Annotated in this window: 13 protein-coding genes; 7 read left to right on the top strand and 6 right to left on the bottom strand. The window is 70.8% G+C overall.

The features are described 5' to 3' along the window. The first annotated feature begins 2 nt into the window (after nt 1-2). The 7 genes from GHC57_RS02510 (at nt 3) to GHC57_RS02480 (ending at nt 6,855) form a co-directional block, all read left to right on the top strand. Entirely contained in the window at nt 3-935 is a 933-nt protein-coding gene (locus GHC57_RS02510) for a carbohydrate ABC transporter permease (protein WP_153340819.1), read from the top strand. Then, nucleotides 932-1,762, top strand: a complete 831-nt coding sequence (locus GHC57_RS02505) for a carbohydrate ABC transporter permease (RefSeq protein ID WP_153340817.1) — start codon at nt 932-934, stop codon at nt 1,760-1,762. The genes GHC57_RS02510 and GHC57_RS02505 overlap by 4 nt, the downstream gene beginning before the upstream one ends. A gap of 195 nt (nt 1,763-1,957) precedes the next feature. Continuing rightward, on the top strand, nt 1,958-3,259 hold the full coding sequence (gene tolB, locus GHC57_RS02500) for a Tol-Pal system beta propeller repeat protein TolB (RefSeq protein WP_153340861.1): 1,302 nt from the start codon (nt 1,958-1,960) through the stop codon (nt 3,257-3,259). 192 nt (nt 3,260-3,451) lie between these two features. Next, nucleotides 3,452-4,591, top strand: coding sequence for a sulfotransferase (locus tag GHC57_RS02495; RefSeq protein ID WP_170294635.1), 1,140 nt, complete (start codon nt 3,452-3,454; stop codon nt 4,589-4,591). A 2-nt stretch (nt 4,592-4,593) separates the two neighbouring features. Then, nucleotides 4,594-5,724 carry a glycosyltransferase gene (locus GHC57_RS02490; RefSeq protein ID WP_153340813.1) on the top strand — a complete coding sequence of 377 codons (1,131 nt, stop codon included), beginning with the start codon at nt 4,594-4,596 and terminating at the stop codon, nt 5,722-5,724. Continuing rightward, a complete protein-coding gene (locus GHC57_RS02485) occupies nt 5,717-6,400 on the top strand; it encodes a polysaccharide deacetylase family protein (protein ID WP_153340811.1) in 684 nt (227 codons plus the stop codon). Before GHC57_RS02490 ends, GHC57_RS02485 begins: the two co-directional genes overlap by 8 nt. Before the next feature lie 173 nt (nt 6,401-6,573). Next, nucleotides 6,574-6,855: a hypothetical protein gene (locus GHC57_RS02480; RefSeq protein WP_153340809.1), complete on the top strand. Its 282-nt coding sequence runs from the start codon at nt 6,574-6,576 to the stop codon at nt 6,853-6,855. Here the strand turns inward: GHC57_RS02480 and GHC57_RS02475 are convergent. The 6 genes from GHC57_RS02475 to sufD all read right to left on the bottom strand — a co-directional run bounded on the left by GHC57_RS02475 (nt 6,834) and on the right by sufD (nt 12,800). Further along, nucleotides 6,834-8,291 (bottom strand): amidase, encoded by a 1,458-nt coding sequence (locus GHC57_RS02475; protein WP_153340807.1) that lies wholly within the window; start codon nt 8,289-8,291, stop codon nt 6,834-6,836. The two genes, GHC57_RS02480 and GHC57_RS02475, sit on opposite strands and share 22 nt — an antisense overlap. 34 nt (nt 8,292-8,325) lie before the next feature. Continuing rightward, nucleotides 8,326-9,024 carry a hypothetical protein gene (locus tag GHC57_RS02470; protein ID WP_153340805.1) on the bottom strand — a complete coding sequence of 233 codons (699 nt, stop codon included), beginning with the start codon at nt 9,022-9,024 and terminating at the stop codon, nt 8,326-8,328. 44 nt (nt 9,025-9,068) lie between these two features. Continuing rightward, nucleotides 9,069-9,443 (bottom strand): HesB/IscA family protein, encoded by a 375-nt coding sequence (locus GHC57_RS02465; protein ID WP_153340803.1) that lies wholly within the window; start codon nt 9,441-9,443, stop codon nt 9,069-9,071. Nucleotides 9,444-9,724: 281 nt separating this feature from the next. Then, nucleotides 9,725-10,123: a DUF59 domain-containing protein gene (locus GHC57_RS02460; protein WP_153340801.1), complete on the bottom strand. Its 399-nt coding sequence runs from the start codon at nt 10,121-10,123 to the stop codon at nt 9,725-9,727. Nucleotides 10,124-10,191: 68 nt separating this feature from the next. Continuing rightward, complete coding sequence (locus tag GHC57_RS19770; protein WP_246152090.1) at nt 10,192-11,466, bottom strand: aminotransferase class V-fold PLP-dependent enzyme; 1,275 nt, start codon at nt 11,464-11,466, stop codon at nt 10,192-10,194. A 2-nt stretch (nt 11,467-11,468) separates the two neighbouring features. After that, the gene (sufD, locus tag GHC57_RS19765) at nt 11,469-12,800 is read right to left on the bottom strand and encodes a Fe-S cluster assembly protein SufD (protein ID WP_246152084.1); all 1,332 of its coding nucleotides are present in this window, start codon (nt 12,798-12,800) and stop codon (nt 11,469-11,471) included.

Genomic DNA, 12,800 nt, shown 5'->3' with positions numbered 1-12,800 from the left:
TGATGGCCGGGGCCGGCAGGGCGCCCCTGCACGCCCGGCGGGTGCGGGAGGCCTGGGCGCTGATCGCGCCCATGGCCCTGGTGCTGCTGTGCGTCGCCGCCTGGCCGCTGGGCCGCACCATCTGGCTGGGGTTCACCGACGCCTCGCTGGCCGGGGCGGGCGCGGGGGCCGACTTCGTCGGCTGGGAGAACTACTACGCCGTCTTCGGCGGGCAGGCCTTCGGCGTGCTGGTCGATCCCCAGTGGTGGCGCTCGGTCGGCAATACGCTGGTCTTCGCGGGCGTCTCCGTCAGCCTGGAGACCGTGCTGGGGGTGATGGTCGCGCTGGTCCTGCACCGACGCTTTCCCGGCCGCGCCTGGGTGCGCGCCTCCGTGCTGGTGCCCTGGGCCATCCCCACCGTGGTTTCGGCCAAGATGTGGGCCTGGATGCTCAACGACCAGTTCGGCGTCGTGAACGCGGTGCTGCTGGACCTGGGCCTGATCGCCCAACCGCTGGCCTGGACCGCCGATCCGGTGCTGTCCATGGTCTCGGTGATCCTGGTGGACGTCTGGAAGACCACGCCGTTCATGGCCCTTCTGGTGCTGGCCGCGCTGGAGATGCTGCCCCGCGACATCTACGAAGCCGCCCGCGTGGACGGCATCCACCCCGTGCGGGTGTTTGTCCGGGTCACGCTGCCGCTGATCCGGCCGGCGCTGGTGGTGGCGGTGGTGTTCCGGACGCTGGATGCGCTGCGCGTGTTCGATCTGGTCTATGTGCTGACCGCCAACAGCCCCGCAACCATGACCATGTCGGTCTATGCCCGGCGGGAGTTGATCGACTTCCAGTCCGCCGGCACCGGCTCGGCGGCGGCGACGCTGGTGGTGCTGGTGATCGCCCTGGTGGCGGTCATGGTGCTGACCGCCGGGCGCGCCCGTATGGCGGAGGCCCGGCCATGACCGCCCCGCGACCGGGATCGGTGGGATTTGCTGCGGTGGTGGCCCTGATCGTGGCGGTCTCGGTCGGGCCGCTGCTGTACGCGGTCATGACCAGCCTGGAGGGTGGCGGCGGCCTGTTCACGCCCGGCCTGTGGCCCGACGAAGCGGCCCTTGCGAATTACGCGGCCGTGTTCCGGGACCAGCCCTTCGCCCGCAACATCGCGAATTCCATCGCCGTCGCCGGGGCCGTGGTCGCCGTCTCGCTGGCGCTGGCGGTCACGGCCGCGTTCGCGCTCGCCCGCGTGTCGTTCCGAGGCCGGGGCCTGCTGCTTGGGACGGTGCTGTCGGTCTCCATGTTCCCGCAGGTGGCCGTCCTGTCGGGCATGTTCCTGCTGATCCGCTCCCTGGGCCTTTACAACTCGCTCGCCGGGCTGGGGCTGAGCTATCTGATGCTCACGCTGCCGTTCACGGTGTGGATGCTGACCACCTTCCTGCGCCAGATCCCGAAGGAGCTGGAAGAGGCCGCCCTGATGGACGGCTGCGGCCCCCTGACCGTCATCGGCCGGGTGTTCCTGCCGCTGTTGTGGCCGGCCCTGGTGAGCACGGGCCTGCTTGCGTTCATTGTGGCCTGGAACGAGTTCCTGTTCGCCCTCACATTCACCCTGACGGCCGAGACGCGCACCGTGCCGGTGGCCATCGCGCTGATCTCGGGCGCCAGCCAGCACGAGTTGCCCTGGGGGCGGATCATGGCGGCCTCGGTGATCGTGACCGTGCCCATGATCGTGCTGGTGCTGGCGTTCCAGCGCTGGATCGTCTCGGGCCTGACGGCGGGCGCGGTGAAGGGATGAGGCGCGCGCCCACGCGCAAGTCCCCCCCCCCCGCGCCCCAGTGATGCCCCATTCCTTGGGCATCAAGGATCGACTACACTCCCGGCCGGGATGACCCGCCCCGGTGCCATCTTTCAGGGACACGAGGTCCAAGCCATGCGTTCCGTTCGCCCCCGTCTTCGTCCGGTTTCCCCGCGTCTTGCCGCCGCGCTGACGATGGTCGCCACGGTCCTGGTGGCCCTGGCCCTGCTGCTGCCCCACGGGCCGGCGGCGGCCCAGGTGCGGATCGACATCACCGGCGGCCGCCAGGACCCGTTGCCCATCGCCATCCCCGACTTCCCGGGACGCGACCCCGCAGGCGCCCAGCGCGGCCGGGAGGTGGCGGCGGTCATCACCAACGACCTGCGCGGCTCCGGGCTGTTCCGCCCGCTCGATCCGGCGGCCTTCATCCAGAGCCTGCCGACGCTGGACACCCGGCCCCGGTTCGAGGACTGGCGCGCCCTGAACGCCCAGGCGCTGGTGCAGGGGCAGACGCAGGTCCTGCCGGACGGCCGGCTTCAGGTCGGCTTCCGGCTGTGGGACGTGTTCGCGGGCCAGCAGCTCGTGGGCTCGCAGATCGTCACCGAGCCCGCCAACTGGCGCCGCGCGGCCCACATGGTGGCCGACGAGATCTACAAGGCGCTGACCGGCGAGGAAGGGTACTTCGACACCCGCATCGTCTACATCGCCGAGACCGGGCCGGCCACGGACCGCACCAAGCGTCTGGCCATCATGGACCAGGACGGGGCCAACAACCGCTACCTGACCGACGGGCAGGCGCTGGTCCTGACGCCGCGCTTCTCGCCCACGGCGCAGGAAATCACCTACATGTCCTACTATCAGGGCGTGCCCCGGGTGTACCTGTTCAACATCGACACCGGCCGGCGCGAGCTGCTCGGCGACTTCCCCGGCATGACCTTCGCGCCGCGCTTCTCGCCCGACGGCAACCGGGTGGTCATGAGCATGGCCGACGGCGGCAACACCGACCTGTACATCATGGACCTGCGCACCCGGCAGTCCCAGCAGTTGACCGCAAACCCGGCCATCGACACGTCGCCGTCGTTCTCGCCCGACGGCTCCCAGATCACGTTCAACAGCGACCGGGGCGGCGCGCAGCAGATCTATGTGATGAGCGCTTCCGGTGGTCCCGCCAACCGGATCAGCTTCGGCGACGGCCGATATGCAACGCCGGTGTGGTCGCCGCGCGGCGACCTGATCGCCTTCACCAAGATGAAGGGCGGGCGGTTCTTCATCGGCGTCATGAAGCCGGACGGCAACGGGGAACGGATTCTGGCCGAGGGCTATCTGGTGGAGGGGCCGACCTGGGCGCCCAACGGCCGCGTGCTCATGTTCTTCCGCGAGCAGCCCGGGGGCGGCGGGGCCCGGCTGTACAGCGTGGACCTGACGGGCTTCAACGAGCGGGCCGTGCAGACCCCCACGGCGGCCTCGGACCCGGCGTGGTCGCCGCTGCTGCCGTAGTCCGGAGCCGCAGGGCGCGCGCTGTCGTCAAACCGTCATTTGCGGTCCGGGGATCGGGCCCTTAGGTAGATGAGAGGATCGGGACGTCTCACCGGGCCGACGGGCGGTGTCGGCGGACGGCGTCGGGGCCGGTCGGGCCCGGGGTCGACGCCCGTGACCACCCATCATCGAGAGCCTGTTGAGGAGCCTGAGGTGATCGCGCTGCTTTGGGACAGTCTGACCCGGTATGGCAGCCTGATCGGCGCGGCTTGGCGGCCGCCCCCCGGGCGCCGGGCGCCCTCCGTGCGTCGCGTCGCGGTGCTGCTGGCGCTGCTGCCCCTGTTCACCGCCGTCCAGGCGGTGCACGGCCTCTGCCTCGCCCTCGATCATCTGCTGTTCCCGCGGTTCCGGCGCGTGCCCGTGCGGGCCCCCGTGTTCATCCTGGGCGTGCCGCGCAGCGGCACCACCCTGGCGCATCGCACCCTGGCCCGGGACCCGGCGCTGACCACCTTTTCGACCTGGGAATGCCTGCTGGCCCCGTCGATCCTGCAACGCCGGATCGTGCGCGGACTGGCGGCGGCGGACCGGCGCATCGGGCGCCCCCTGGGCCGCCTGCTGGGCGTGGTCGAGCGCCGGCTGTTCGGGGCGCTTGATGCCGTCCACGCCACTGCGCTGGACGCCCCGGAAGAGGACTACCTTGCCCTCCTGCCGGTGATGGCCTGCTTCATCCTGGTGGTGCCGGTTCCGGGGGCCGAACCGATCTGGCAGCTTGCAACGGCCGACCGTGACATGCCGCCGGCGCGGCGCCGCCGTCTGATGGCGGCGTATCGCGCCCTGCTGCAACGTCACCTGTACGTGCATGGGCTGGACCGCCGTCTGCTCTCCAAGAACGCGGCCTTCGCCGGTCTGGCCGGCGCGCTGCGGGAGACCTTCCCCGACGCCCGGTTCATCCGCTGTCACAGGGCGCCCGAGCAGGTCGTGCCCTCGCAACTGTCCTCGATCCAGGGCGGTGTGCGGCTGTTCGACAGCGATCCGGACGGCCGGGTCTTCCCGGCCCGCATGACCGATGTGCTGGCGTTCTACTACGCCAATCTGGACCGCGTTCTGCCGGCCCCGGGCGGCCCGGACCACGTGGTGCTGGACATGCGGGCCCTCAAGACCGATCTGCAAGGCTCGGTGGAGACCGCCTATCGGACGCTGGGTCTGCCGCTGGCCCCTGAGTTCGCGCGGGGTCTTGAGGCGGCGGCCCGGGAGGCCCGGGCCTATCGTTCCGGGCACCGCTATGATGCGCGCGATTTCGGCCTGGACGCCAAGACCGTGGCGGCGGTCGCCGACGGATACGGGAGCGCCTGACCATGCCCGACATCTCTGGTCCCCTGGGGCCCTGGCCGGCGGACAGGCTCCGCGTCGCGATCGTGTCCGACGCCGAGCCTGAGCGCAACGGGGTCGGCGCGTACTATGCCGACCTCGCGGAGCACCTGCGCGACCATGTGGCCGCGCTGGAAGTGCTGGGACCCGGCAAGGGACACACCCTGCGGGGGGGCACGTTCCCGCTGCCCGGCGATTCCACCCAGACCCTGCAGCTTCCCAACCCGCTCACCGTGCGGCGCCGGATTCAGGACCTGCGGCCCCACGCCATCATCGTGCCGACGCCGGGACCGTGGGGCCTGCTCGGCGCTCGCCTCGCCGGGGGGCTGGGGGCGCGGCTGGTGGTCGGGTTCCATACCCACTACGAGCGGCTCGCCGATCTGTACTGGCGCACGGCGCTGGGCGTGATTCCGCGCTCCTACATGCGCATGGCCAACCGCTTCCTGTTCGAGCGGGGCGACGTGATCCTGGCCAACTCGCACGCGATGGCGGATGCGGCGAAGGATATGGGCGCGGCGACCGTGGGGCTGATGGGGACCCCGATCCCTCGGGTGTTCATCGATCCACCCGTAACCCCGGTTTCGGGGCCGATCTGCCGGGTGCTGTTCGCGGGTCGCCTCGCGCCCGAGAAGAACGTGGACGCGGTCATGGACGCCGCCCGCGCGCTGCCGGACATCGCCTTCACCATCGTCGGCGACGGCCCGGAGCGGGCGCGGCTGGAGGCCCAGGCGGCGGGGCTGCCCAACGTCACCCTGCCGGGCTGGGCGCCGCGCGGCGACCTGCCGGGGGTGATGGACGCCCATGATGTCCTGGTACTGCCATCGCACGTGGAATCGCTCGGCACGATCGCGCTGGAGGCCCTGGCCCGGGGCCGGACCGTTCTGGTCTCCACCCATTGCGGGATCACGGAATGGCCGCTGCTCGACCGGGCGCTGTTCCGCATCGGCGACGGCGAGACGGTGGCCGAGGCCCTGGCCCGGGTGGCGAGCCTGGACAGCGCCATCCGCCACCGCAAGGCGGTCCTGGGCGCCGAAGGGGCCCGCGAGATGAACGCCTCCGCCCTGCGGGGCTGGCTGGATGTGCTGGGTGCGCCCACGCCCGCGACCCGCCATGGCTGAGCGGGCCGCTTTTCCGATCCTGTCCATTCACGACGTCATGCCGGGCACCCTGGAGCCCGTGGGCGACCTGCTGGCGGTGCTGGATCGCCATGGGGCGGGGCCGGTGGATCTGCTGGTCGTGCCGGGGCTGGACTGGCGGCCGGACCAGATCCGCACGCTCCAGGGCTGGGCGGACGCCGGCCATCGCTTGGCCGGGCACGGCTGGCGCCATCGCGTGGATCGCGTGCGGGGGCTGAAGCACCGCCTGCACAGCCTGCTGCTCTCGCGCGACGTGGCCGAGCATCTGGCGCTGGACGCGGACGGGATCGCGGACCTGATCGACCGCTGCCATGCGTGGTTCGGGGCGCACGACCTGCCGGTGTCGGACCTCTACGTGCCGCCCGCCTGGGCGCTGGGCGCGATTCCCCGCCGGGATCTGGCGGCGCTGCCGTTCGCCCGCTACGAGGTGTTCACGGGTTTCATCGATGGCCGCTCGGGCCGCTGGCATCCGGTCCCCATGATCGGGTTCGAGGCCGACACCGTCTGGCGCGCGGGCCCCGTGCGGGTCTGGAACACGCTGAACCGGGAGCACGCCCGGTTCTGTAGGACGCCGCTGCGTGTGGCCATCCACCCGCACGACCTGTCCTACCGGCTGGGCGGGACTCTCCGCCGCCTGATCGAGACGGGAGTCGTGTGATCCTTGGTCTCGATTTGCGTGTATCGAACGCGCAGGATGTCTCTTTCGTCTATGCCTTTCGGCAAGGGGGGGGCTATTGCCGATGCGCGCCTCCGTGTCTGCCGTCGTTATGGTAGCATCCAGGATATGTCGAGGGATCGGGCGGACACCAGGATGGATCAGGGCAAGGGGCCATGTCTTCAGTCATCAGGATTTCAGTGGGCGATGCGGTGCGCGCGGTGGAACGGACCGGCCGCGCCGCGGAATACTGCGCACAGCTCGGCCGAGGGGCCATTCGGCGTGAGGAGGCTGACACCGTCTACAGCGGATGCCCGCCGCACGTGCTGGCCGTGATCGTCGGAACGGAAGGCAAGCGGCCGTCGGAGGCGTGGGATCAGGACATGCCGACCGGCGAGATCTTCGCGCGCATTCGCGAGGCCCTGTCCGAGCAGGGTTACGCGCTGCCGTGTGAGTGATCGCGGATGGCCTGTTCGCCCCGAGGCGTGATCGGGACGCTGGGGCGGTTCAGCAGGCCCTCAAGCAGGGCCGCGGCGGAGATCAGGGCCGCCTCGGCCCGGGGGCGGGCCATCAGTTGCAGGCCCACCGGCAATCCGACGGCCGTGGTCCCGACCGGGATCGACAGCACCGGGCAGCCGGTCAGGGTCAGGGTGTAGGTGATCCCCAGCCAGTCCACGTAGTTGGCGAACCGATTATCGCCCACAGCCTCCACGAAACGCTGTTCGACGGGGAACGGCGGCACGCTGGTGGTGGGGCAGGCGAGCAGGTCGTAGGTCTCGAAGAACGCGGCGACCCGGGCCGTCAGCGCCGCGCGGCCGCGCCACGCCGCCGCCAGATCCGCCTGGGTCTGGGCCATGCCCCGTTCGATGTTCCAGATCACGTCGGGCTTGAGTTGGTCGCGGACCGTCTCCAGCAGCGGCCCCAGTCTGGCCACGAACGCGCCCGCGCGCAGGGCGTGGAACACGTCGAGCGCGCCGGTGAAATCGGGGCCGGCGGCCTCGACGACCGTGCCGGCGTCCTCGAACCGGCGCACGGCGGCCTCGCACACGGCGCGGATTTCGGGATCGACGGGCCATAGCCCCAGGTCCGGGCTCCAGCCCACCCGCGCGGGCGCCTGCGGGCGCTCGGCGGCGGCGAGGAAGGGCAGGGCGGGGCCCTCCAGCGCCAGCGGATCGCCGGCGGCCGCCCCGGTCTGGGCGTCCAGCAACAGGGCGCAGTCCGCCACGTCGCGGGCCATGGGGCCTTCCACCGACAGCGGACACCAGGGGTCGGGCACCGGCCCGCGCGCCACCCGTCCGGGGCTGGGGCGCAGGCCCACCACCCCGCAGAACGCCGCCGGAATGCGCAGCGACCCGCCCATATCCGAGCCCGTCGCCAGCCACGCCATGCCGGTCGCCAGCGCCACGGCGGCCCCGCCGGACGAGCCGCCGCAGGTCAGGCGGGTGTCGTGCGGATTGCGGGTGGCGCCGAACACGGGGTTGAAGGTGTTGGCGCCGGCGCCGAACTCCGGTGTGTTGGTCTTGCCGAGCACGATGGCGCCGCGCCGCTCCAGGGTCTCCACCGACAGGTCCGAGCGGTCCGGCACATGATCGGCGAACAGCGGCGAGCCCTGGGTGGAGCGCACCCCGGCCACGTCCACCAGATCCTTGATGAGCACGGGCAGCCCGGCCAGCCAGCCGGGCGCGGAGACATCCAGGCCGCCCGGATCGTCCATCAGGCGGCGGGCGGCGGCGCGGGCGCGCTCCGGGCACAGGGTGGGCACGGCGTTGACCGCGCCATCGACGGCGGCGTGCCGGGCCAGCGCGGCGTCGATCAGGTCGAGCGGAGAGACCGTACCCCGGCGCAGCAGGCGGACCACGTCGCGGGCGGGCAGGCGGATCAGGTCTTCGGTCATGGGATCAGGCGCGGCAAAGGGGGGACTCGGAGGGTCATCCGGTCGGCATCCGGTCCGGATTGCGGGCGACGACCTCGGCGTTCATCAGCGCGACCAGATCGTCGGCCTTCAGTTCGAAGCGCAGCGCGATGGGCACGTTGAACACCATCGCGCCCGGATCCTCAAGCACGGCGGCGCGCATGCGCTCCAGGGCCTCGCCCATCTGGCGCTGCATGCCGGTGCCGGCATCCATCAGCGCCAGCAGCCCGTGCAGGCCCCACTGCATGGCGCCGCCCTTGCGGGAGTGCGAGAGCTTCATGGAGATCGTGAACAGGAAGCGGCCGATGCCGTCCATCCGTGTCATGTGGTCGCGGGCGTTGCGGACCACGAAGCAGACGTCGGTGAGCGCCATCCCGCGCACGCGCACGGGATGGCTCCAGGCCGGGCCGATGTCGGACCAGGGCAGCACGACGCCAATGTGGGACATGAAGATGCCGTCCCGTGAAATCTCCACGGTCCCACGCCGCGCGCCGCGCAGCAGGGCCACCAGCATGATGACGAAGGTGGTGCCGAAGAACAGCAGCCCGAACAGGCCGATGAAGGCCTCGAAGTCGCCGCCCTCTTCCAGGGCCAGCAGGGAGCCGGTCAGCAGGAAGGCATGACCGCCCCACAGCATGAGATGGAACATGCAGCCCGGCCGGATGCGGATGGGCTCGCGCAGGCCGAACTGCCTGTACTGGTCAACCGGCGTCATGGCCCCCCTCCATGCAAACCGGCGGGAGGTGCTGCGGTCTCCTCCTAGACCGAGAAGCTCTCGCCGCAGCCGCAGCGGTTCTTCTCGTTCGGATTGCGGAAGACGAAGCCGCTTTGCATCTTCGTCTCCTCGTAGTCCATTTCGGAGCCCAGCAGGTACATCACCGCCATCGGGTCAATGTAGACCCGAACGCCCTTGGACTCCAACACGTCTTCAAACGGGCGGGCTTCCTCGACGTACTCAACCTGGTACTGCATGCCGGAGCAGCCGGCTTTCTTGACGCCCACGCGGATGCCCAGCACGGGCTTGCCGGCGCGCGCCATCAGGTCCTTCACCCGCCGGGCGGCCGCGTCGGTCAGCGAGATCGGCGGCGGCGGCGCGGGGCGGGCGTCGGTCGGTTCGGCGGTGGCGGTGGTCATGGCGGGACCTCCAGAGAAGATTCGGCGGAAAACGGAGACGACGCACGATCAGGGTGCGGAAAACGGCTGGATCCTTGCCTCGCGTCAGATGTGGCGGCGAACCATCGGATGTCTTCTCTCGAGATCCTTCGCCGCCTCTGGCGGCTCAGGATGACGTTTGTTTTTTGTTTTCTTGAAAACAGTGCGTCATCCCGAGCGAGCGAAGCGAGCCGAGGGATCTCGGGCGGTTGGGCATCTTGGATCCGTCAATGCAGCCGGCCGGTGAGTGTTTGGGGAGGCTGCTAGTACATGTCCAGTTGGACCTGGGCGATTTCCGACATGTTGGCCGGGGTCCACGGCGGGTCCCAGGTCAGGGTGACGGTGACTTCGCCCACGCCCTCGGTGGCGGCGACGGTCTCGGCCACCTGGCCCGGCAACTCGCCGGCCACCGGACAGGCCGGCGCGGTCAGGGTCATGACGATGTCCCAGTTGCCGCGCCCTTTCGGCTCGACCTCGTAGATCAGTCCCAGGTCATAGATGTTGACCGGGATTTCCGGGTCGTAGACGGAGCGCAGGGCGACAATCACCGCGTCCTCGTCGGCCGACGTGACGTCGTCCGCCAGCGGCGATCCGGCCGTCGCCGAGAACCCTTCCTCGGGCGGCGGCTCGGTGGAGGCGGGCATGGAATAGGGCGGCATCATGGTTCTGCATTCCCTCAACAAGACATCGGACTGGTCATGGTCAGGACAGGTCCCGCATGACGGCAGGGTTACGCCAGGATCTCCCGCGCCCGGTCCAGCGCGGACACCAGCGCATCCACGTCGGCGCGGGTGTTGTAGAGCCCGAACGACGCCCGGGTGGTCCCGGTCACGCCCAGGATCTCCATCAGGGGTTGGGCGCAGTGATGGCCGGCGCGCAGGCACAGGCCGGAGCGGTCCAGCAGCATGGACAGGTCCTGCGGGTGGATGCCCGCCATGCTGAAGGAGATCACGGCGGCCTTCGGTGTCGCGGTGCCGTGGATGGTCAGGCCCTCCACCGAGGACAGCCGCTGCATGGCGTAGCGCAGCAGGTCGCCCTCGTGCGCCGCGATGGCGTCCATGCCCAGGCCGCGCATGTACGCGATGGCGGCGGCCAGCCCGATCGCCTCGACGATCGGGGGCGTGCCGGCCTCGAACCGGGCCGGCGGGGCGGCATAGACGGTCTTGTCGAAGCTGACCGACTCGATCATGTCGCCGCCGCCCTTCCAGGGCGGCATGGCCTCCAGCAGGTCCAGCTTGCCGTACAGCACGCCGATCCCGGTCGGGCCATAGAGCTTGTGGCCGGTGAAGGCGTAGAAGTCGCAGTCGATGTCGCGCACGTCCACCGGCCCGTGCACCACGGCCTGGCTGCCGTCGATCAGCACGCGCGCGCCGACGGCGTGGGCGCGCCGGGTGATCTCCGCCACCGGCTGGATGGTGCCCAGCACGTTGGAGCAGTGCGAGACCGCGACCAGCTTGACCGTCTCATCCAGCAGCCGGTCGAAGGCGGCCATGTCGAGCGCGCCGTCTTCGGTGACGGGCACCACGCGCAGCTCGCAGCCGACGGCGTCGCGCAGCATCTGCCAGGGCACGATGTTGGCGTGGTGCTCCAGTTCGGTGATGAGCACGGCATCCCCGGCGCCGATGTTGGCCCGCGCCCAGGTCTGCGCCACCAGATTGATCCCGTCCGTCGCGTTGGCGGTGAACACCACCTCGCGCTCGCTGCCGGCGTTGATGAACGCCTGCACGGTTTCGCGCGCGGCCTCGTACAGGCGCGTGCTTTCGGCCGAGAACAGATAGGTGCCCCGGTGGACGTTGGCGTAGGCCTGAGTCTGCAGGCGCTCCATGGCGTCCAGCACCTGCCGGGGCTTCTGGGCCGAAGCGCCGGTGTCCAGATAGACCACCGGCTTGCCGTGAACCGTCTCCCCCAGAATGGGGAAGTCGCGGCGCACCGCCTCCACGTCGTAGGGGGCCGGCGGGGCGGTCGGGGGCGGCGCCGTGTCGGGCGTCAGGGTCGCGGTGTCCATGGTCATGATGTCTCCCAGGTGGTCGCGTGGCGGCGCGCCTGCCACGCCCGCACGCGGCCGAGGAACGCCTCGCGCAGCGGACCCTCGGGCACCGCTTCCACCACGTCGTCCAGGAAGGCTTCCACCAGCAGCGCCCGGGCGTCCGCCTCGGGGATGCCGCGCGCCATCAGGTAGAAGAGCTGGTTCAGGTCCAGTTCGCCCACCGTGGCGCCGTGGGAGCACGTGACGTCGTCGGCGTAAATCTCCAGTTCGGGCTTGGTGTAGACCTCGGCATCCCGCGCGAGCAACATAGCCTTGTGCAACTGGTTGCCGTCGGTGCGCTGGGCATCCTTGCGCACGATGATCTTGCCCTGGAACACGGCCTTGCCGCCCGCGTCCACCACGCCCTTGAACACCTGATCCGAGGTGGCGTCGGGCACCGCGTGATCCACCACCAGCGTGGTGTCGAAGTGCTGGCCCGCGCGTGCGCCGTAGGCACCCTTGAGCGCGGTCGAGGCGCCGCCGCCGCGCAGGCGCACGCGGGCCTCGTTGCGCACCAGCCGCCCGCCGAGCGTCAGCGTGAAGGTGTCGTAGGTCGCCCCCTCGCCAAGCGTGGCTTCGGTCAGGTCCAGGTCCACGGCGGTATCCGCCCGCTCCACGTGGCGCAGGTGCGACAGGCGGGCCTCCCGGCCCAGCGCGATCTCGGTGACCGCGTTGCACAGGCTGTCCGCCGCGCCCGGCGCGGAGACGCGGCTTTCCACCAGCGTCGCCCGGGCCCCGTCGCCCAGCACGATCAGGTGGCGCGGATGGCCGTGACGCGCCTGACCGTCCGGTGTGTTGCTGACGGAGACCACATGAAGCGGGCGCTCCAGCACCGTGCCCGGCGCCACCAGCACCACCAGCCCGTCCGCCATCAGCGCCGCGTTCAGGGCGCCCATGGGGGCGTCGGCCAGATCGGCGATCCGGCCCAGATGGGGTTCCACCACGGACGGTTCGGTGGCCAGCAGGTGGGCGAGGCTGGCGATGCGCACCCCGGCCGGCAGGTCGGCCGGCACACCCGCGAGGCGGCCGTTGACCAGGGTCACGCGCAGCGCATCGTCCGGCCCCAGGGCCAGCGCATCGGAGTCGCCGCCGTCGGGCAGGCGGGCGCGGCCGTCGTCCAGGACGAAGGGGATCTTCTTCAGGCCCGCAAGGCTGGTGTACTTCCACGCCTCCACCTTCACCGTGGGCAGGCCCCGTTCGGTGTAGACCGACAGGCCGGCGCGGCGCAGATCGGCCAGCCATGCCGGTTCGTCGGCCGCGCCGGGCGCGATGCCGTCGGAGATCAGGGGGATCGTCGGGGCAAGGTCCGTCAT

The organism is Roseospira navarrensis (assembly GCF_009601025.1).
Lineage (GTDB): Bacteria > Pseudomonadota > Alphaproteobacteria > Rhodospirillales > Rhodospirillaceae > Rhodospira > Rhodospira navarrensis.
This window is presented reverse-complemented; position numbering and strand designations above follow the sequence as displayed.